Annotated in this window: 19 protein-coding genes; 12 read left to right on the top strand and 7 right to left on the bottom strand. The window is 69.4% G+C overall.

Features of this window, described 5'->3' with window-relative positions:
* Positions 1–2: 2 nt before the first annotated feature.
* Complete coding sequence (locus AC5JCN_RS21380) at positions 3–2,156, bottom strand: thiamine pyrophosphate-dependent enzyme (RefSeq protein WP_495757108.1); 2,154 nt, start codon at positions 2,154–2,156, stop codon at positions 3–5.
* A 336-nt stretch (positions 2,157–2,492) separates the two neighbouring features.
* Between AC5JCN_RS21380 and AC5JCN_RS21375 the strand changes: the two genes are divergently transcribed.
* The 6 genes from AC5JCN_RS21375 to AC5JCN_RS21350 all read left to right on the top strand — a co-directional run bounded on the left by AC5JCN_RS21375 (position 2,493) and on the right by AC5JCN_RS21350 (position 8,849).
* Positions 2,493–4,028 carry an ABC transporter substrate-binding protein gene (locus AC5JCN_RS21375; protein ID WP_495757107.1) on the top strand — a complete coding sequence of 512 codons (1,536 nt, stop codon included), beginning with the start codon at positions 2,493–2,495 and terminating at the stop codon, positions 4,026–4,028.
* Positions 4,029–4,054: 26 nt separating this feature from the next.
* Positions 4,055–5,062, top strand: coding sequence for an ABC transporter permease (locus AC5JCN_RS21370; RefSeq protein WP_495757106.1), 1,008 nt, complete (start codon positions 4,055–4,057; stop codon positions 5,060–5,062).
* The gene (locus tag AC5JCN_RS21365) at positions 5,055–5,969 is read left to right on the top strand and encodes an ABC transporter permease (RefSeq protein WP_495757105.1); all 915 of its coding nucleotides are present in this window, start codon (positions 5,055–5,057) and stop codon (positions 5,967–5,969) included. The genes AC5JCN_RS21370 and AC5JCN_RS21365 overlap by 8 nt, the downstream gene beginning before the upstream one ends.
* A complete protein-coding gene (locus tag AC5JCN_RS21360) occupies positions 5,966–6,847 on the top strand; it encodes an ABC transporter ATP-binding protein (protein WP_495757104.1) in 882 nt (293 codons plus the stop codon). The genes AC5JCN_RS21365 and AC5JCN_RS21360 overlap by 4 nt, the downstream gene beginning before the upstream one ends.
* Positions 6,840–7,718 (top strand): ATP-binding cassette domain-containing protein, encoded by an 879-nt coding sequence (locus AC5JCN_RS21355; protein ID WP_495757103.1) that lies wholly within the window; start codon positions 6,840–6,842, stop codon positions 7,716–7,718. The genes AC5JCN_RS21360 and AC5JCN_RS21355 overlap by 8 nt, the downstream gene beginning before the upstream one ends.
* 78 nt (positions 7,719–7,796) lie before the next feature.
* Positions 7,797–8,849, top strand: coding sequence for an ABC transporter transmembrane domain-containing protein (locus AC5JCN_RS21350; protein ID WP_495757102.1), 1,053 nt, complete (start codon positions 7,797–7,799; stop codon positions 8,847–8,849).
* 123 nt (positions 8,850–8,972) lie between these two features.
* Here the strand turns inward: AC5JCN_RS21350 and AC5JCN_RS21345 are convergent, their stop codons facing one another.
* The 3 genes from AC5JCN_RS21345 to AC5JCN_RS21335 all read right to left on the bottom strand — a co-directional run bounded on the left by AC5JCN_RS21345 (position 8,973) and on the right by AC5JCN_RS21335 (position 11,197).
* A complete protein-coding gene (locus AC5JCN_RS21345) occupies positions 8,973–9,395 on the bottom strand; it encodes a CHRD domain-containing protein (protein WP_495757101.1) in 423 nt (140 codons plus the stop codon).
* Positions 9,396–9,470: 75 nt separating this feature from the next.
* Entirely contained in the window at positions 9,471–9,989 is a 519-nt protein-coding gene (locus tag AC5JCN_RS21340) for a metallophosphoesterase family protein (protein ID WP_495757100.1), read from the bottom strand.
* A gap of 32 nt (positions 9,990–10,021) precedes the next feature.
* The gene (locus tag AC5JCN_RS21335) at positions 10,022–11,197 is read right to left on the bottom strand and encodes an MFS transporter (RefSeq protein WP_495757099.1); all 1,176 of its coding nucleotides are present in this window, start codon (positions 11,195–11,197) and stop codon (positions 10,022–10,024) included.
* Between the two features lie 97 nt (positions 11,198–11,294).
* Here AC5JCN_RS21335 and AC5JCN_RS21330 point away from each other — a divergent pair, with 97 nt between their 5' ends.
* The 5 genes from AC5JCN_RS21330 to AC5JCN_RS21310 all read left to right on the top strand — a co-directional run bounded on the left by AC5JCN_RS21330 (position 11,295) and on the right by AC5JCN_RS21310 (position 16,766).
* Positions 11,295–11,648, top strand: a complete 354-nt coding sequence (locus AC5JCN_RS21330; RefSeq protein WP_495757098.1) for a cupin domain-containing protein — start codon at positions 11,295–11,297, stop codon at positions 11,646–11,648.
* Positions 11,649–11,766: 118 nt separating this feature from the next.
* Positions 11,767–12,138 (top strand): hypothetical protein, encoded by a 372-nt coding sequence (locus AC5JCN_RS21325; RefSeq protein WP_495757097.1) that lies wholly within the window; start codon positions 11,767–11,769, stop codon positions 12,136–12,138.
* Between the two features lie 149 nt (positions 12,139–12,287).
* Positions 12,288–14,978, top strand: a complete 2,691-nt coding sequence (gene mprF, locus AC5JCN_RS21320) for a bifunctional lysylphosphatidylglycerol flippase/synthetase MprF (protein ID WP_495757096.1) — start codon at positions 12,288–12,290, stop codon at positions 14,976–14,978.
* Positions 14,978–16,384: a virulence factor family protein gene (locus AC5JCN_RS21315; protein ID WP_495757095.1), complete on the top strand. Its 1,407-nt coding sequence runs from the start codon at positions 14,978–14,980 to the stop codon at positions 16,382–16,384. The genes mprF and AC5JCN_RS21315 overlap by 1 nt, the downstream gene beginning before the upstream one ends.
* A 187-nt stretch (positions 16,385–16,571) precedes the next feature.
* Positions 16,572–16,766, top strand: a complete 195-nt coding sequence (locus AC5JCN_RS21310) for a hypothetical protein (protein ID WP_495757094.1) — start codon at positions 16,572–16,574, stop codon at positions 16,764–16,766.
* A 117-nt stretch (positions 16,767–16,883) separates the two neighbouring features.
* Here AC5JCN_RS21310 and AC5JCN_RS21305 read toward each other — a convergent pair whose 3' ends face one another.
* From AC5JCN_RS21305 to AC5JCN_RS21295, 3 genes are all read right to left on the bottom strand, one after another.
* Entirely contained in the window at positions 16,884–17,387 is a 504-nt protein-coding gene (locus AC5JCN_RS21305; RefSeq protein WP_495757093.1) for a phage holin family protein, read from the bottom strand.
* Between the two features lies 1 nt (position 17,388).
* Positions 17,389–17,688, bottom strand: a complete 300-nt coding sequence (locus AC5JCN_RS21300) for a hypothetical protein (protein WP_495757092.1) — start codon at positions 17,686–17,688, stop codon at positions 17,389–17,391.
* Between the two features lie 68 nt (positions 17,689–17,756).
* Positions 17,757–18,893 carry a hypothetical protein gene (locus AC5JCN_RS21295; protein WP_495757091.1) on the bottom strand — a complete coding sequence of 379 codons (1,137 nt, stop codon included), beginning with the start codon at positions 18,891–18,893 and terminating at the stop codon, positions 17,757–17,759.
* 288 nt (positions 18,894–19,181) lie between these two features.
* On the opposite strand from AC5JCN_RS21295, the gene AC5JCN_RS21290 reads away from it, so the two are divergent.
* Positions 19,182–19,607: a hypothetical protein gene (locus AC5JCN_RS21290; RefSeq protein ID WP_495757090.1), complete on the top strand. Its 426-nt coding sequence runs from the start codon at positions 19,182–19,184 to the stop codon at positions 19,605–19,607.
* The last annotated feature ends 14 nt before the right edge of the window (positions 19,608–19,621 follow it).

The raw sequence follows: 19,621 nt of genomic DNA, 5'->3' as shown, positions 1-19,621 counted from the left end.
GCTCATTGCGCGAACGTCACCCGGCCGGCTTCGCGGCGGCGCTGCAGCCAGCCGATCACGGCTCCGCGCAGACGCGCCATGACCCGGTCGAAGCCGCTGGGGTTGTGGATGATGTCGGCCCGGTAGAAGGACGGGCACAGCACCGCCGCCTCGGCCACCTCGCCGCAATTGCCGCAGCCGACGCAGCTCTGGTCGATGGCGGCGACGGGATCGTCGCGCAGCGGATCGTCCGTGTGCTTGACGGAGAGCGACGGGCAGCCGGAGAGGCGGATGCAGGCGTGGTCGCCGGTGCACACGTCCTCGTCGACGCCGAAGCGCTCGCGCACCCGCCGCTCGCCCTTCGCCACGGCCTTGTTGAAGAGCGGCTTCACCCGGCGCTGCCTGTTGAGCTGGCATTCGGACGAGGCGACGATGATCTTCGGCCCGGGCGAGCGGGTGGTCAGCGCCTCCCGCAGCGTGTCGCGCATGGCGGCGACATCATAGGTGCGGTCGATCTGCCGCACCCATGTCGCACCGATGCCCTTTACCGCTTCGACAATGGAGTTGTTGGTCTTGCGGCGAGGGTTCAGCGCCCGCGAGGAAGGAATGTCCTGCCCGCCCGTCGCCGCCGAATAGTGGTTGTCGACGACCAGGATCACGCCGTCATGCTTGTTGAAAACGGCGTTGCCGACGGAGGTGGCGAGGCCGTTGTGCCAGAAGCCGCCGTCTCCCATCACGGCGATCGATTTCTTGCCAGCATCGACGTTGAAGGCCGCCGCCGAGGCCGGGCCGAGGCCGTACCCCATGGTCGTCGAGCCGATGTTGAAGGGCGGCAGGATGGAGAAGAGGTGGCAACCGATGTCGGCAGAGACGTGGTGCTGGCCGAGTTCCTTCTCGACGAGCTTCATGGCGGCGAAGATCGGCCGCTCCGGGCAGCCGATGCAGAACCCGGCCGGGCGCGGCGGCACCACGTCGGCCAGCGCCTTCACCCGGGGATCGGCGAGAACGGGCGAGGGATCGGGAAGCGGCGGGCGGTTGCCGAGCATGGCGGGGGCGTGCGCCTCCAGGAAAGCTTGGAGCCCCTTCATCAGCACGGGCGCGGTGTATTCGCCGCCCATCGGCAGCACGTCCTTGCCGGCGATGCGGGTGGGAATGTCGCGGCGGCGCAGGATGGCGTGCAGCGCCTGCTCGATGTAGTCGGGCGCCCCCTCCTCGACCATCAGCACGGCCTTCTTGCCGAGACAGAAGGCGGCGAGGTCGTCGTCGAGGAGCGGATAGGTGACGTTGAGCACGTGCAGCGGCAAGCGCGTCTCGCCATAGACGTCGGCCAGTCCGAACTGCTGCAGCGCGCGCAGCACGGCATTGTACATGCCGCCCTGCAGGACGATGCCGACCTCGCCCATCTCCGGGCCGAAGGTCTCGTTCATGCCGCGCGAGCGGATGAACTCCACCGCCGCGGGCCAGCGCTTCTCCAGCTTCTCCTTCTCGTGCTGGAAGGAGGACGGCGGCAGCACGATGCGGCCATTGTCGCGCACCGGGTTCTCCAGCGCCTGACGGAGCGTGAAGGCGGGCCTGCGATTGTTCCTGGCGACGAACTGGCCGTGCACGTGACAGGTGCGGATGCGGACCTCGAGCATCACCGGCGTGTTCGAGGCCTCGGAAAGCTCGAAGCCGTCCTCAACCGCCCTGACGATCGACTCCAGGTTGGGCCGCGGGTCGAGGAGCCACATCTGCGACTTCATCGCATAGGCGTGGCTGCGCTCCTGCATGATCGAGGAGCCCTCGCCATAGTCCTCGCCGATGATGATGAGGGCGCCGCCCTTTACGCCGCCCGACGAGAGGTTGGAGAGCGCGTCTGACGCGACGTTCGTGCCCGCCGTGGATTTCCAGGTCACCGCGCCACGAAGCGGGTACATGACCGAGGCCGAGAGCATGGCGGCAGCAGCCGCCTCGGAGGCCGACGTCTCGAAATGGACGCCGAGATCGTCCATGACGTCCTTTGCGTCGGCGAGCACGTCCATGAGGTGGGAGATGGGCGAGCCCTGGTAGCCGCCGACATAGGCGACGCCCGACTGCAGTAGTGCCTTGGTGATGGCCAGGATGCCCTCGCCGCGGAAGATCTCGCCGTCGCCGAGCTTCAGATCCTCCACTTCCCGCGCGAAAGAACGTTCCGCCATTCCCCACACCCCCGGCGCCAGCCGGTCCGGCCGCGCCCGGCCATATTTGACGCCGGTCCTGAAAAGTCAAAGCAGGACGGACCGCGGGTCTCCAGACCCGCACGGCCTCCGCGAGAAAAGCGCGTCTGGAGACGCGCGGTCCAGAATGCACCCGCCCTCCGCCAACTCTCTCCCGCTTGCGGGGGAAGGTTTCGCGCGCGTCCATGGCGATCCCGAGCGAGATTCAGCTTGGCAGGCCGGGGGGAGCGCCCTTAAGCCTGAGGCGGGCCGACCGGGAATACCCGGCGGGGCGGCAGCCAGAGGCGCCGCAGGACGGTGGAGAGGGGAGACACGGGAATGCTGACGTTGTCACGTCGCCAGACGCTCGCGCTTGGCGCCGGCGGAGTTCTTTCGGCCATCCTGGCCGGCCGTGGTCCGGCGGTCGCCGCGGGCGACACGCTGACCATCGCCTATAATGTGAACCTGCCGTCCTTCGACCCGACGGTCGGTCCCTCGGCGGTGAACCCGACCATCCAGGCGATCTACCGCTCCGTCTTCGACCAGTATGTCGGACAGAAGCCGAACCTCGTCTTCGAGCCCGGCCTGCTCACGGCCTGGGGCTGGAATGACGACAAGTCGAAGGTGTGGATGGATGTGCGCCCCGGCGTCACCTGGCACGACGGCTCGCCGTTCACGCCCGAGGACATCGTGTGGTCGCTGGAGCGCGCCGCCAAGCAGGAGACCGGCAACCCGATCCAGTTCATCTGGTCGACGGCCGGCAACTACAAGATCGAGGGCAACCGCATCACCGGCGACGTGGTGCGCTACGAGCCCACTTTCTTCATGTGGATGGCGTTCCTGACCGGCTTCGTGCTGCCCAAGGCCTACTACACCAAGGTCGGCGCGGAGGGCTTCGAGAAGAAGCCGATCGGCACCGGGCCCTACATGGTCGACGCCTACGAAGGCAACGCCTTCCTGCGTCTCAAGGCCAACCCGAACTACTGGGGCGGCAAGCCGGCCTTCGAAACGGTGATCTTCAAGTTCGTGCCGGACGCCACGAGCCGCGTCGCCGAGATCGAGTCCGGCTCCTCCGACGTGACCCTGGAGATCCCCTACGAGGAGTTCGACCGGCTGAAGGGCAAGTCGGGACTCGCAGGGGTGGCGACGCCGATTTCCGACATCGGGATGATCTTCATCAGCAGCAACAACGACGCGATGCAGGACAAGAACGTCCGGCTCGCGGCGCACCACGCCATCGACAAGAAGGCGCTGGTGCAGCGGCTGCTGCGCGGCTACGGCGTGCCCATCGATACGCTGGAGGCGCCGGAGTACTCGGCCTACGACGCTTCCATCAAGGTCCCCTACGATCCCGACCAGGCGAAGAAGCTTCTGGCCGCCTCGGGGTTCTCGCCCGAGAAGCCCGTCAAGTTCACCATCCAGACGACCCGCGGCTTCAAGCCGAAGGACTATGAGATGATCCAGGCGATCGTCGGGATGTGGCGCAAGGTCGGCATCGAGGCTAACATCGAGGTCTACGAGATCGCCAAGCACTACGAGCTGCGCGCCGCCAAGAAGCTGGCGCCGATGGCGTTCTACAACTGGGGCAACGCGATCGGCGACCCGACGACCTCGACGGGCTTTGCCATGTTCACGCCCTCGCCGCACTCGGGCTGGAACTCCAAGGACCTCGACGAGAAGATCGGTCCGCTCTGGGGCGAAAAGGACGAGGCCAAGCGCATCGCCGGCTGGAAGGCCGTCGACAAGTACATTGCCGAGCAGGGCTACGTGATCCCGCTCCTGCAATACGCGCAGCCCCTCGTCTACAAGTCGGCCGTGAAGGTGACGCCCAACGTCTCCGGCGCGCTGCAGCCGACCCTCGTCGCCAAGGCCTGAAACCCCGGAGGGCGGTTGCCCGCGCCATGATCGCGCTCGCCGCCCTCCAGCGTCTCGTCGCGGCCGCGGCCACCCTGCTCGGGGTGGCCGTGATCGTCTTCGTGCTGCTGCGCGTCGCCCCCGGCGACCCCATCGCCATGATGATCGCGCCGGGCGCCAGCCCGGGGGACATCGTGGCGTTGCGCGCCCGCTACGGGCTCGACTCCAGCATCCCCGTGCAGTTCGCCGTCTGGCTGAAGGCCATCCTTTCCGGCGATTTCGGCACGTCCATCTCGCTGCGCCGGAACGTGCTGGACCTGCTGGCTGAGCGCCTGCCCGCGACGCTGGAGCTCGCCGTCGCGGCTCTCGCCGTGGCGGTGCTCCTGGGCGGGGCGATCGCCGTCGCGGGCACGCTGATGCGGCGGACGGCGGGCGAGGCAGTGGTCGACGCCATCAACGGCGTCTTCCTCGCGGTGCCCGACTTCGTCTGGGCGCTGGCACTCGTCCTCCTGCTGGGCGTGCTCTGGCCGGTCTTTCCGCTGTCGGGCCGCATCGACCCCGCAGTCGATCCCGGCTTCGTTACCCGCTTCTATCTGCTGGAAAGCCTCGTCACCCTGCGCTGGGGCGCTTTCCTGGACGTCGCCGCGCATATGGCCATGCCCGTGCTGGCGCTCGCACTGCCGCTGGCCGCCATCATCGCCAGGGTGCTCAAGGACGCGCTGGGCGAGGCCATGGTGCAGGACTACGTGCTGCTCGCCCGCCTCAAGGGCATGTCGGAGCTGCGGCTGGTGCTGCAGGAGGCACTGCGCAATGCGGTGGGGCCGACGCTGGCGCTGACGGGCGTGCAGTTCACCTTCCTCATCGGCGGAACGGTGATCGTCGAGCGCATCTTCGCCTATCCCGGCCTCGGCAACATGGCGATCGACGCCGTCATCAACCGCGACCTGCCGCTGATCCAGGGGCTGGTGCTCGTCTTCGGCCTCGTTTTCATCCTCGTCAACATCGGTGTGGACGCCCTCGTGGCCGCGTTCAATCCAAGGTTGCGGCATGGCTGATCCCGCCCTGACCGAGGCGCCCGGCCTGCTTGCCGCGACCGGTGCCGGCACACCCGGCCGGATCGGCCCCTGGCGCGCCCTGCTGCGCGATCCCAAGGTCGTTGTGGGAGGCGGCTTCATCCTCCTGCTCGTCATCCTTGCCGTCTTCGCGCCCTGGATCGCGCCCAGGGACCCGCTCGAGCAGGACCTGATGCTCGCTACCGTCCCGCCGGCCGGCTTCGCGGGCGCCGAGCCGGGCTACTGGCTGGGCACGGACGGCCTCGGGCGCGACGTGCTCTCGCGACTGATCTACGGCAGCCGCATCGCGCTGACCGTGGCCGTGGTGGCCGCGACGCTCGCGGCCCTGCTCGGCTCGGTGCTCGGCCTCGTGGCCGGCTGGTATGGCGGCAAGGCGGACGCGGTGATCTCGCGGCTGGTCGACATCTGGATGGCTTTCCCGCCGGTGCTGCTCTCCATCCTGCTCGTCGCCGTTTTCGGGTCGGGCATCCACTCGGTCATCGCCGCCATCGTCATTATCGACTGGACCCGCTTCTGCCGCGTCGTCCGCGCCGAGACAATGGCGCAGGCGCGGATGGACTACGTCACCGCCGCCCGGGCGCTCGGCTTCCCGCGGCTGCGGATTCTCACCTCCGAGATCCTGCCCAACGTGGCGCCCGTGCTGGTGGCGCTGGTCAGCCTGGAGATGGGCATCGCCGTCATCGTCGAGGCGATCCTGTCTTTCGTCGGCCTATCCGTCTCCTCAGATACGCCGACCTGGGGCGGCATGATCGCCGAGGGCCGGCAGATCGTGCACCATGGCTGGTGGGTGCTGGCGGCTCCGCTCGCCATGCTCTTCGCCACGGTGCTCGCCTTCAACCAGCTGGGCGACGGGCTGCGCCGAGCCCTCGACCCGGTGATGCGGAGGTGAGCGCGCCCCTGCTCTCCATCGAGGGCCTGTCGGCCGTCTCGGACCGCGAGCGGGCACCGATCCTTCGCGATGTCTCGCTCATGGTGGAGCGCGGCGAGGTGCGCGGCCTCGTCGGCGAGAGCGGCGCCGGCAAGTCCACCATCGCCAAGGCGGTGCTCGGAATGCTTCCGCGCACCGTCCGGGTGACGGCGGGGCGCATCCTCTTCGACGGGCGCGACCTCCTGACGCTGGAGCGGAAAGCGCTGCGGGAAATCGTCGGATCGGAAATCGCGCTGATCCCGCAGGACCCGCAGACCGCGCTGAACCCCGGCCGCCGCATCGAGGCACAGCTCACGGACGGCCTGCGCCTGCGCCGCGGGCTGGACGACAGGGCTGCGCACGCACGGGCGCTGGCATTGCTCGACGAGGTGCATATCCGCGATCCCGAACGCGTCCTGAGCTGCTACCCGCACGAGCTCTCGGGCGGCATGCGCCAGCGGGTGCTCATTGCCGTCGCCTTCGCGCTGGAACCGCGGCTTGTCGTAGCCGACGAGCCGACGACGGCCCTGGACGTCACCGTGCAGAAGCAGATCCTGCGCCTCATCCGCCGCATGCAGGAGGCGCACGGCACGGCCGTGCTCTTCGTCACCCACGACCTCGGCGTGGTCGCGCAGATCTGCGGCAGCGTCACGCTGCTCTACGGGGGCGCCGTGGTGGAGCAGGGCGCGACAGCGGAGATCCTCGCCCATCCCCGCCACGCCTATACGCGGGCGCTGCTGGCGGCGAGCCCGCGCTACGACACTCCGGACGCGGGACTGCACCCGATCCCCGACGCGGTCATCGAAGCGCTTCGGCGCGAAGTGGCAGCGCGTCGCGACGGGAGCGGCCCACTTGCCTGAGACCCGCGACGCCCCTGCGGCAGCTGCCGTCCTTGCCGCACCCGCGCCGCTGCTGGAGGCCACGGGTCTCGTCGTGTCATACGGCCGGCGTCGAGGATTTCTCCAGCAGGCGGCCGCCGGTCCCGTCCTGCACGGGGTGGACGTCACGGTGCGACGTGGCGAAACGGTCGGCATCGTCGGAGAGTCCGGATCCGGCAAGACGACGCTGGGGCGGGCGCTGCTGCGCCTTGTCGACGTGGCGCAAGGGACGATCCGCTTCGACGGGCAGGACATCACGCACCTCCCCGACGAGGCCATGCGACCGCTGCGCCGGCGCATGCAGATGATCTTTCAAGACCCGATGGCGTCGCTGAACCCGCGCCACACGATCCGCCGCATCCTGACCGATCCCGTCCTCTTCCACGGCGTCGCTCCCGGCCCGGCCGGTGCCGCGGGCAAGGTCGCCGGGATCCTCGATCGCGTCGGCCTGCCCTCCTCCTGCCTCGACCGCTACCCGCACGAGATCTCCGGCGGCCAGCGCCAGCGCGTCGGCATCGCGCGAGCCGCCGTCCTGGAGCCCGACTTCGTGCTGGCCGACGAGATCGTCTCGGGCCTCGACGTGTCCACCCAGGCCCAGGTGCTGCAGCTCCTGAAGGAGCTGGGACGCGAGATGGGGCTCGCCATGGCCTTCATCTCCCACGACCTCTCGGTGGTCCGCGCCATCTGCGACCGCGTCTGCGTCATGCGGGCCGGGCGTATCGTCGAGGAAGGCCCGTGCGGCGGCGTCTTCGCCGCTCCTGCCTCGCCGTACACGCGCGAGCTGCTGGACGCGATACCCCTGCCGGAGATCGATCCTCACTGGCTTGAGCGGCAGGGCCCGGACGCGGGATAGGCGCATCCGCCACTGCGGGGTTCTCGCTCGCTTCACGTCGCCGCCACAGGCTCGTGGTTACGTCAATGCGCCTCCCCCGTGGAGCACTATCCTCGCGGCATGCTCGAAGGCACGGCACGGCGAGGAGAAGACAGCGGGAAAGGCGGGCGGGGGCTCGACACCGTCTTCCCCGCGGCATCGCTTCCGCCGACGCTGCTCGGGTTCACGCTGCGCTTCTCGGGATGGCACCAGCTGTTGCTCGCGGCCATGTCGGTGGCGGTGTTCCTCGCCGAGACCGTGCCTCTCGAACTGCAGCGGCGCATCGTCAACGACGCGTTCAAGGGCGGGGCCTGGGGCGCGATCGTGACACTGAGCCTCGCCTATGCGGGCCTGGCCGTCGCGCAGGGGCTGCTCAAGCTCGGCATGAACATCTATCGCGCGCGCGTCGGCGAGAAGGCAGTGCGGAGCCTCAGGCTCACGGTGGAGCAGCTCGCACGCGGAGCTCCGCCGGGCGGTCTCGGATCCGACGCCGCAGGGATCGAGACCTCGATGACGCTGGCGGAGGCCGATCCCATCGGCTCCTTCGTCGGCGTCTACCTGTCCGAGCCCATGTTGCAGGGCGGCATCCTCCTCAGCGTGTTCGGCTACATGCTCTATCTGCAGCCGAAGATGGCGCTGGTGGCACTCGTCGTGTTCACGCCCCAGCTGGTCTTCGTGCCGCTGATGCAGCGCGCCATCAACAAGCGGGTCGCGGTGCGCATCGCCACGCTTCGCGAGATCAGCGGCGGCATGATCCGGGAGACGTCCGCCGCCGCGCCCGAGGCCGTGCATGCCGGCCAGCGGCTCCGGATCGAAGATGTCTTCACCCTCAACATGGGCATCTACAAGCTGAAATTCTCGATGAATTTCCTGATGAACCTGATGCATCACCTGGGCACGGCCGGCGTCCTGGCGGCCGGCGGATGGTTCGTGGTGAAGGGGCAGACGGAGGTGGGGACGGTGGTGGCGTTCCTCTCGGGCCTGTCGCGGGTCAACGACCCGTGGGGCGATCTCGTCAACTGGTTCAGGGACCTCACCGTCACCGCCACCAAGTTCCGGCTGATCGCCGCGGCCGTGCGCGACATCGATGCCGCACAGCGCGGCGAAGGGTGAAGGCTGGCGGCCGTCCTGGGCCAACACAGCGGCCTGCTGGACCGCACGATGCATCGGAGCTGAAGCGGAGCCAGAGGCCGGAAGAACTCCGGTGCGCTGTCGGCCGATGCGCCGACGGCTAGCTCACTTCAGCTCGCCGCGCAGCTCTCCCTGTTCGCCCGCCTGGGTATGGACGTCGACATAGACGCCGCGCTTGAGGGTGTCGGCCTGCTCCGGTGTGAGCGTCGCCTTGCCCTTGACCGGGCTCGTGAACGGGCCATCGGCGGGCACGAGGACCGGCGCCGTCTTGCCCGGCGCGGCCGGGCCATGGAAGTGGACCCCTGTTGCCGGGCCGCTGAGGCCGGAGAAGGTGACCGTCCAGCTGAGCTCCTTGGTCAGCGTGTCGTAGGTGGCGTCGACATGGCCCTTGCCTTGGCCGTTGCCCTCTACGCCCGCGATGGGAGCGAGGTCGGCCGACCAGGGCACCTGCTCCGCCAGGGCGGCGCAGGGCGAGGCGGCGGCAAGGCCGGCGGCGAGCAGGGCGGCGATGGGCATACGGATGGGCACGGCGGATCCTCCTCTGCGCGTCGCTCCGAAAATGGCCGGGCCGGGGAGATCGTTCCGTCCGGGAGGCTCGCAGGCTCAGGCTTCGCCGCCGGTCCCCCTGCGCCGGGAGGCCAGGATCGTGGCGAGGGTGACCGGACGGAAGCCGAACGCGTCGACACCCACGTCGTACTGCCGCGGCAGCGGCTTCAGCTTGCCGTGCGAATGGCCGTGCAGGTCGATAACGCCCCGTCCCATGCGGTTCCACGTCCGGAACGCATAGTGGCAGAGCACGAGGTGAGAGCCGTCGACGTCGAGCTCGGCATAGTGCGCGACGCTGGCCCAGCCGGGTTGGGACAGGGTGGCGGGCCCGTCATTGTTGCCGATGATCAGGTGCTTCTCGCCGGGCAATGACGACAAGATTTCCGCGAGCCGTTCCGCCGGCGGCCCGAGCGCGAAGTCGCCGAGGTGCCAGACGGTATCGCCTTCCGCCACGGTCTCCCGCCAGTTTGCGATGAGGGCTGCGTCGTGCTCCCCCAGCGAGGCGAAGGGGCGGCGGTCGATGCGCAGCACGCGCGGATCGCCGAAATGCGTGTCGCTGGTGAAGAAGACGGCCATGATCCGTCCCTGTCTCTCCCGCGCCGTCCCGCCTAGGCCCGGCGCATGTGCCGCCCGGCCGCGAGGAAGGAAATGCCCGCGGCAGCCGCCAGCACCGGCATGACGAGGTGGGCGAGGTGCAGGCCGACGAGATCCGCCAGCGCGCCGAGCAGGGCGGGCATGGTCAGGATGGCGATCCCGACCGCGATGGTGAGGCGCGTGCCCGCCCGTTCACCCAGCGCTCCGGCGGACGCGATCGCCGCCCCGGCGCCCACGGGATAAAGCTGTGAAACGCCGAGACCCAGGAGGAACAGCCCGGCGACGGCTGCCACCTGCCCGGGAGACGTCCAGTAGACGGCGAAGCCGATGAGCGTCACGACCACGGTCCCGGCGAAGACCCTGTCGCGCGACATGATCCGGATGAGAGCAGCGCCGCCCAGTCGCCCGAGCAGCATGGCGAGGAAGAAGGTCGCGGCCCAGCCTGCGGCTTCCGTGCGCGAGAAACCCGCGACCCGTTCCAGATATTCCGGTGACCACAGGATGACGCAGAACTCGACGGCGACCGACATGCAGAGCGCGAACCAGTAGCCCCAGAAGGCGACGGGCAGGTTGCCGCTGGTTTCCTGGCCGCGGGCTGCCGCGGCGGACGGAAAAACGGCCCGGCCAAAGAACACGATGATGGCCGCGCCCAGGAGCAGGCCGAAAAGCAGCGCGGCGCGCCAGCCGAGCCCCATGGCGATGGCCAGGCTCGATGAGAGCGGCGCGAGGATGGCGAAGGCGTAGCAGGTCGCCATGCATTCGGCGAAGGCGATGTCCTTGCGCGTGCCGTAGGTGTCCGACAGCGTGGCCAGCACGGTGCCGGGCGTCAGCCCGCCGAGCGCGCCGATGAGGAAGCAGCCGGCGATGGTGAACCAGGCCGACGGCGCCCAGGCGAGCATGAGCGAGCCGGCACCGATGCCGATTAGCGCGATGTGCATGGTGGCGCGGCGGCCGAAGGCACGGATTGCCCTGTCTCCGAAGATGCCGGCGCCGATCATTCCCACGGCGACGGCGCTCGAATGCAACCCGAGCATGCGGTAGGTGAGGTCGAGTTCCGTCTTCAGGAAGGGCAGGATGTTGCCCTGGATGTTCAGGATAAAGGTGAAGAAGGCCAGCGTGAGGTAGCAGAACCAGGTCAGGACGGTTCGCTGGAAGGCGGCGGGCGCCTCGGCGACGGCATGGGATGTCATCGGGGTCTCGGCTGGTCGCCGCGGCGGGGACTCGGAGGCGCGATGGTGGACCGGGCTCCGGTCGCTGTCCACTGCGCAAGGCGAAGAGGAGCAAGGCATGCAGGTCGGGAGAGAGGGGCAGTTCGCCCTTGCCTCGGACGAGGGATGGTTGGCCTCGGCGGAGGGCGTCGAGCGGCGGGTCCGCATGCAGATCCCGGAGATGATGGTCGTCGAGTTCCGCTTCCAAGCCGGGGCTGTCGGGGCGATGCATTCGCACCCCCATGTTCAGACATCCTACGTCGCCAGCGGCGCCTTCGACGTCACGCTGGGCGGCACGACGCTGCGGATCGGGACCGGCGGCGGTTATCTCGTCCCGCCGGGCCTGCAGCACGGGGTCGTGGCCGTCGAGCCGGGCGTGCTGGTCGACGTTTTCGCGCCGCGGCGCGACGACTTCCTGACGGATGTGGACTGAAGCCGGCGTGCCGGACCGCTCTTCTGCAAGGTAAGGGCGAGTACGGAGCGGGCCAGTCAGGAACCGTTCAGGTTGCATGCGGTATCGCTGACGCTACCAGTCATCGAATCGCCGGACCATGACCTCCACCCGCCCCGCCCTCCGACTGCTGCAGGCCCTTCTCGGGCTGCTGCTGCTCGTCGGTGCGTGGCAGGTGCTGGCCCCGGCGCCGTCCCTGGCCGGCGTCGCTGCAGGTGGATGGACGCAGGCCGGCGACGACCTGCCCGGTCTGACCGACGCCGATGGCGGCTGGGTCGCGGCTCTTGCCGACGATGGCGGATTGGACCTGTTCGACGACGGGTGCGATCCCGACGAGGCCGCCACGCTGGCCCGATCCGCGGCACCCGAGCCGCTCTATAGCGAGATCGCATCCCGCAGGGCAGCCCTTCTGCCCACTCCGCCGCGCCCGCGGTGGCTCTCCTTCCTCTCGACGGGTCCACCCGCCGCGTGACCGGCAGGCCGGTGTCCCGGGCGCAATCGCGCTCCGGCTGACCGAGCCCGCCTGCCGCCACGCCTCTGGCTGCCCCCTGTGAGGGCCGGCCTGGCACCTGCTGGTCACGCCAGCGTCAGCCGCCCCCCGACCTTTCCGAGAACCGCACCATGACGTCCCACGCCGCACTCCCCCGCGACAACACTGTGGTGCCCGCTCCGGCTCCCGAAGATCTCGCCTTTCCGTCGCCCCGGCTGATCGACGCTGCTGCCGCCAACGATGCCGCAGTCGCGACAGCCCCAGCCTCGAAACCGGCCTGGCGCCGCTGGGCCGGCCCCGTCGCCGCGCTCGCTGCTTTCGGCGCCATCCTGTTCCTGCTCTCCAGGCTCGCCGCCGATATCGACGCCGGCACCGTCCTGGAAGCCGCCGCCGCGACCCCGATGCGCGCGGTGGCTGCTTCCCTCATCTTCTCGGCGATCAGCTACCTTGCCCTGATCGGCTACGACGCCTGCGGGGTGCGCGCCGCGACGGCGACGACCGTCCCGATGCGGACCATCGCGCTCGGCTCCTTCACCAGCTACTCCATCGGCCACGCGCTCGGCTTTCCGCTGGTGACAGCAGGCGCGGTGCGCTGGCGGATCTACGGCAGGGCCGGCCTCACAGGTCCGGAAGTGGCCAAGCTGACTGCCGTGGCCGGCGTCATGCTGTGGGTCGGCGTGGCCGCCGTCATTGGCCTTTCAGCCGTGCTGGCGCCCTCCGCCCTCACTTTGCTCGACCGGCTGTCGCCGGAGGTGAACCGCATCGCCGGCATCGCCATCCTGGCCGCGCTCGTCGGCTTCGCCGTGTGGAGCGGCAAGGAAGGCCGCTCGGTCGGCCGCGGCCGGGCCGAGCTGCGCCTGGCCGGCACGAAGCTCGTCTTCCTGCAGATCGCACTCGGCGTGGTCGACGTCGCCGCCTCGGCGCTCGCCCTCTACGTGCTGATGCCGTCCGACCTGCCGGTCGGCTTCATCGGCTTCGCCGCCGTCTTCGCCGGCGCCATCCCGTTCGCCGCCGCCAGCCACGCCCCGGCCGGGCTCGGCACCTTCGAGGCCGCCGTCCTCCTCGCCTTTCCGCAGGCGCAGGCCTCCGGACTGCTCTCCGGCCTGCTGCTGTGGCGCGTCACATACACGCTGATCCCGTTCCTGCTGGCGCTCGCCCTTCTCGGCATCCACGAGGTTCGGGTGCGCTACACCATGCCGGAGAAGCTGCGCCAGGCGCGCCGCCTCGCCGTCCATTTCGCGCCCACGGCGCTGGCCGCGCTCACCTTCGTGGGCGGCCTGGTGCTGCTCACCTCGGGCGCGTTGCCCGACGACTACACCCGCGTGAAGGCTCTGCGTCACCTGATCCCGCTGCCCTTCGCCGAGGTGTCCCACCTCATCGGCAGCACGGCGGGCGTCATCCTGCTCCTGCTGGCCCACGGCCTCAGGCGGCGGCTGGCGAGCGCGTGGACGCTCTCGGTCGTCGTCATCGGCGCCGGCATGGCCGTGTCGCTGCTGAAGGGCTTCGACTGGGAGGAAGCGACTGTGCTCGGCGCCGTCCTCATCCTGCTCGTGGCCAACCGGCAAGCCTTCTACCGCAAGGCCGGCATCTTCGCCGAGCCGCTGAACCCGCTCTGGATCCTTGCCATCGCCGTCATCCTGGGCAGCGTGATCTGGCTCGGCCTCGCCACCTATGGCGACGTCGACTACAGCCACGAGCTGTGGTGGAAGTTCGCATGGAGCGCCGACGCCTCGCGCTTCCTGCGCAGCAGCCTCGTCGCCGTGGTGGTGGCGACAGCCATCTCCTTCCACGCGCTCATCCATCACCGCCGCCGTCCGGTTGCGTCCTCGCCCGTCCCGTCGGACGTGCTGGAGTCCGCCCTCGCCCATGCCGACCGCGCCGACGCGCAGCTGGCCTGGCTCGACGACAAGCGCTTCCTCGTGCACGAGACGGGCGACGCCTTCCTCATGTACGCGGTGCGCGGCAAGTCCTGGATCGCGATGGGCGATCCCGTCGGACCGGCGGAGCGCGCCCCCGACCTGATGTGGCAGTTCCTGGAGGAGGTCGACAAGCACGCCGGCTGGCCCGTGTTCTACCAGGTCAGCCCGGCGCACCTGCCGCTCTATCTCGATGGCGGGCTGTCGCTGGTGAAGCTCGGCGAGGAGGCCAAGGTCGACCTCTCCACCTTCACCACCGAGGGCCGCGCCGGTCGCGACTTCCGCAACGCGCTGAACCGCGCCAAGCGGGACGGGCTGGAGTTCGCCGTCATTCCCAAGGACGAGGTGCCCTGCCATCTCGACGAACTCAAGGCCGTCTCCGACGCGTGGCTCGCCGAGCGCGGCTCGGGCGAGAAAGGCTTCTCAATCGGCTTCTGGTCGGCGGACTACCTGTCGCGCTTCGACGTGGCCGTGGTCCGCAAGGAGGGCCGGATCCTCGCCTTCGCCAACATCTGGTACGGCCAGAAGGGCGGCGAGATCACCATCGACCTCATGCGCAATCTGCCCGACATGCCGGGCACGATGGACCTGCTCTTCGTCAGCCTGATGCAGGTCGGGCGCGACCTCGGCTACCGCTGGTTCAACCTCGGCATGGCGCCGCTCTCGGGCCTGTCGGAGCACCGGCTTGCGCCGAGCTGGCACAAGATCGCGGCCTTCGTCGCCCGCAACGGCGAGCGCTTTTACGGTTTCAAGGGACTTCGCGCCTACAAGGAGAAGTTCGGGCCGGTGTGGGAGCCGCGCTACCTCGCCAGCCCGGGCGGATGGGCGACGCCGCAGATCCTCTTCGACGTCGCCAGCCTGATCTCCGGCAGCCCGATCAAGGCAGTCACCAAGGGAGCGAAGTGATGAAACCGCGCCTTCCGTTCCGCAGGACCGCACTGGCGGCCGCCGGGTCGGCCGCGCTCGTCGCGACGCTCGTCGTTGGCCACTGGTCCTGGTCCGCCTTCGCGACGCCAAGCATCCAGACGACGTCGATCGAGCAGGACGAGTTCGGCCGCATCGACATCACATACTCCGACCACGAGCCGCGCGGGCTCGTCGTCATCGCCGCCGACGCGGCCCACGCCGAAGCGAGCCGCCGCGATGCACTGGCGCTGGTCGAGGAAGGCGTCATCGTCGCCTCCTTCGACTTCGATCACTACCGGGCGGAGCAGGCCAAGGAGCCGGCAAAGGACGAGTGCCACTATACCGCCGACGACGTGAAGGACCTCGGCCAGGCTGTGCAGCGCAAGCTCAACCTGTCGCGCTATTTCTTCCCGCTCGTGACGGGGCGCGGTGACGGCGCCGCTTTCGCCTTCGCCACGCTGGCGCAGTCGCCCGTGAACACGATGGCGGGCGCGGTGAGCATCGGCTTCCAGCCGACCCTTAAGTCCGACCGCCCCTATTGCGTGCAGCCCAATTTCGACCCGGCCGGCCCGGGCCAGCTCGCGTTGCGCATGCAGCCCGACCTGCGCGGCAACTGGCGCGTCATCGGCCCGGAGACGGACCGCAAGGCTGCCGAGGCCTTCCAGGCGCAGAACCCGCTCGCCGACTACGTCGCCGCCGAGGACGAGGAGACCTCGCGGCAGGGCCTGGTTGCCGCGGCGCTGCAGTTCGGGCAGGGCGGATCCGGCGCGACGGACCTGCCGGTCGCGATCATTCCTCCCGTCGGCCCGGTGAAGGGCCTCGCCATCATCGTCTCCGGCGACGGCGGCTGGCGCGACATCGACAAGTCGATCGGCGACTGGCTCGCCCAGCGCGGCGTCGCTGTCGTGGGTCTCGACTCGCTGCGCTACTTCTGGGCCAAGCGCAGCCCCGGCGAGGTGGCGGCCGACCTCAGCCGCCTGCTGAAGCACTACGGCGCCGAGTACCAGACGGACCGCTTCGCCCTGATCGGCTATTCTTTCGGCGCTGACGTGATGCCGGAGGTCTGGCCGCTGCTGCCCCGCTCGGTGAAAGACCATGTCGACCTCGTCTCGCTGCTCGGCCTCGGCCACAGCGCGGAGTTCGAGGTCACCGTCGAGGGCTTCGTCGGCACGGCAACCGCCTCGGGCAAGCCGATCGCGCCGCAGCTCGCGATGCTGCCGCTCGACCGGACGCAGTGCATCTACGGCAAGGAGGAGGCCGCCGACGGCTCGACCTCCTGCACAGCGCCGCAGCTCGGCCACGCCGACCGTGTCGCTCTGGATGGCGGCCACCATTTCGACGGCGGCTACACCGTTGCGGCCGAGGCGATCTGGAACCGGCTGAAGGCCTCTCCCATTCGCCCCTGACCCGTGCCCGGGAGCGGTGCCTGCCCCGGCCAGGCACCGGAGGGTGCGACAATATGGCCCCAACCTCGCGGGATCAGCAGCGCTGCATCGGCATTGTGGACCAGGTGGGTGCGGCCGGCTTCGGTCGCGCCTGTCTGTTTGCGACGAGGCTATGATGCATTTTGTTTGGAAAGGACGGCCGCTTCTGATGATCCCGGGCCTCGCCTACGCGGTGACGCGGCGGGGCACTGGCTGGGTGCGCGTCAACGTCCAGACCGCGGCGCGCGAGGCGGAGCCTTTGCACGAAAACGAGTTCTGGGCAGAGTTCTCCGGGTGGGATCTGCCGCCGTTCCCTGTGGCCTTCGGGCTTCTCGACACCCGCCGCAGCAAGGCCAGGGCCTGATCAGCGTAACGTTGCGTTGCTTATCGTCATTGCGAGCGAAGCGAAGCAACCCAGGCCTGTTTGCCTGTCCGCCGCCGACGGTAGCGATCTTTCCCACCGCGCTCCGCTCACCAGCTTCTAACCCTCCGCCTTGCCCCTCTTCCGGTCGCCCTTCAGCAGGGCACCGGCGAGGGGCACGACGAGGCCGGTGAGGGCGGCCTCGAGCGGGTGTTTCACCAGGCCAAGAACCGAATCCCGCATGCGCAGGGTCTCGTCGCGCAGGGACAGCAGCTCGACCTGCAGCAGGCGCGCGTCATCCTCAAGCCCGTCCAGGGCGGCCTGCCTGACTTCCATCGCCAGTTCCATCTCGCGCCCGGCCGGTGCCCGCAGCGCCACGAGCAGCAGGGCGATGGCAATCAGGAAGTCGGCGCCTCCCACCCATAGTGCTGCACCGGCCGGTCCCCAACCGGGCTCGAGCCAGAAAAAGCCCGCCACGTTCAGCATGGCGAGGCCGAAGGCGGCGATCAGGGCGGCCACGGCGAGGAGGCCGGACCGCGTCATCATCCGTTTCAGGCGGATCTCGGCCAAAATGGATTCCGCGCGCCACAGGACGCGGGCGTGCTTCACCAGCCTCTCGACCATGTCACCCCCGGGGCAGCAGGCGTCCGACCAGGACGCCCAGGAAAAAGGCAGCGGCGGCCGAGCCGAGCGGATGCGAGGCAATGGCCTCCTCTAGGTCCTCGACCGGCTGTTCGAGGACATCGCGCAGCGACGACAGCAGCTCGTCGAGCTTCTCGGGGGCGAGTTCCGCCGCCGCGGCCGCGCTGCTGCCGCCTGCCGCTTCCGCCCTGCGCGGATGGGCGTGGCTACGCCTTCCCGCCGGCTCGCGGGCCCTCGACACCAGGCTCTTGAGCTCCGCCAGTTCCGCGGACATGTCCTTCATGTCGGCGCCTCGGTCAGCCTACCCGTTGCGTTCATAGCGTGCCTTGAGCTTTGCCCCAAGCACCTGCTTCATGGGCCGGACAGTCCCGTCCAGAAGGCGAGAAGGGCCGGGATCACGGTGTCGCGGCACGCGCGGCCGTGGAACAGCGAGAAGTGTCCGCAACGCGGCACCGAGAGGTGCGCACGCATTGCGGCCGGGACGTTGCGGCACAGGCGCTGGGCCGCCTCGGTCTGGCCGGGCGAGCAGAGGTCATCGTCCTCGCCCTCGATGGTCAACAGCGCCGTGCGGGTCAGGGACGCGAGGTCGAGCCCCGGCAAGGGAACGCTGTTCGACCCAGCGAGGAAGAGCGGCTCCTGGAAGACGTGGCGGATGCTGTCGAGAAAGAACTCGCGCGTCAGGTCCATCATGCCGAGCGCGAGGCGAAAGAAGGGGTGAGCCAGCGGGTCCAGCCCGTCGTCGGCGAGAAATTTCCAGAACAACTCCCGCTGCTCCACCATGTGACGGCCGGCATAGGCCATCAGCGTCTGGAATTGGAGCGTGCCGGGATAGACCAGACGACCCTCGCCGGGGTCGCCGGCGGGCACCAGCGAGATCACGTTTGCATCGAACCATTCGAGCGTATGGGTGCGGGCGAAGACGCCGCCGCGCGTCGGGTTGACCAGCGTGTCGACGGGAGCGCCGGCCAGGGCAAGCGACCGCGGCGCGGCGGAGCTTTCCTCGTTGGCGAGAAGGGTGGAAGCAGCGAGCGCCGGGACGCCGCCCTGGCAGACGGCCACCACGTCAGCCTGCGGACCCAGTTGGCGCACCATCGCGCGTACGGAGTCCACGTTGCAGGCGAGCGTGAAATTCCCCTCGCATCGTGGAACGAAGCGGGCGTCCAGCCAGTCGGCCACCGCCACCCGGCCCCTGACCGCGAGCAGCCCGGCGACGAGGTCGTAGAGCAGGACCGGGAAGCCGCCGGCCATGGGCGGCACGACCAGCAAGGGCGATTGCGACACCGCGCCTGCGACCCGGAACTCCCGGAGGTCGGCAAACGGCAGGCGCAACAGTACTTCTTCGCTCACGCCGGGTTTGTCGCGCAGTCCGAAATCGCGACGGGCACGGGGGTCCGGATCGCCCGTGCGGCCTGCCACGCGCGCCGGCACCGTGATGATGCGGCCGGGCCCGGATTTCCCGCGCCGCCTCTGCGAAGCGCTGTCCGCCATCGCGCTCCCCTTCGAGCCAGGGCCCCGAGCAACCTCGCGTTGCCCATGGGCCCATTCTCCCCAGATCCGTGCCGCGCGTCGCTGTGATGGATCAAGGGCGCGACGGTCCGCTTCTCAGGCAGGCGCATGCATTCGCCGTTAACCCGGCTTAACGGGAAAAGATGAGGTCACGATCTCATGCATGTCCCGCCAGTCCACACTGGTGAATACCCCGGCATAACTACGAGCAAAGGCAGAGCTTCAGCCAAGGAGCCACATCGATTATAGGCGCTGCGGGGAACCAGATCCATGACTCACGTCCTTCCTGCGGCCAGGCCGCTGCATACCGCGCTGGCGTTCATGCTGTTGTTCGGCGGCACGCTGGCCGTCCAGTTCGCAGTCTCGCGCATGCCGGCGCCCGACCCGTGGCCCGGCCTTGCACGCTCGTCGGAGCGCGCCCGCGCCGTCGTCGACGCGCTGCGCCCCTGCGAGCAGGCCCTGGAGGACGCGAACGGCGCCCGCCGCGCTGGATCCACCTTCGCGGGTGCGCTGCCGGCGGCCTGTCATTCCGCGCTCATGGCGGTGCACGCCGCCGCCCTCCCCGAGGCATGCCAGGCGGCAGCCACAGGCGCCGCGGACGCCGCGTCGGCCCTGGCGCGCGGCGAGGACGCCGCCCGGGAGGTCTCCCGCTACCGTGCCGCACGCACGCGATGCCTCGCCGAAGTCGCCGCCTAGAGCGACGCAGCAAC

This window comes from Alsobacter sp., from assembly GCF_059501845.1.
This window is presented reverse-complemented; position numbering and strand designations above follow the sequence as displayed.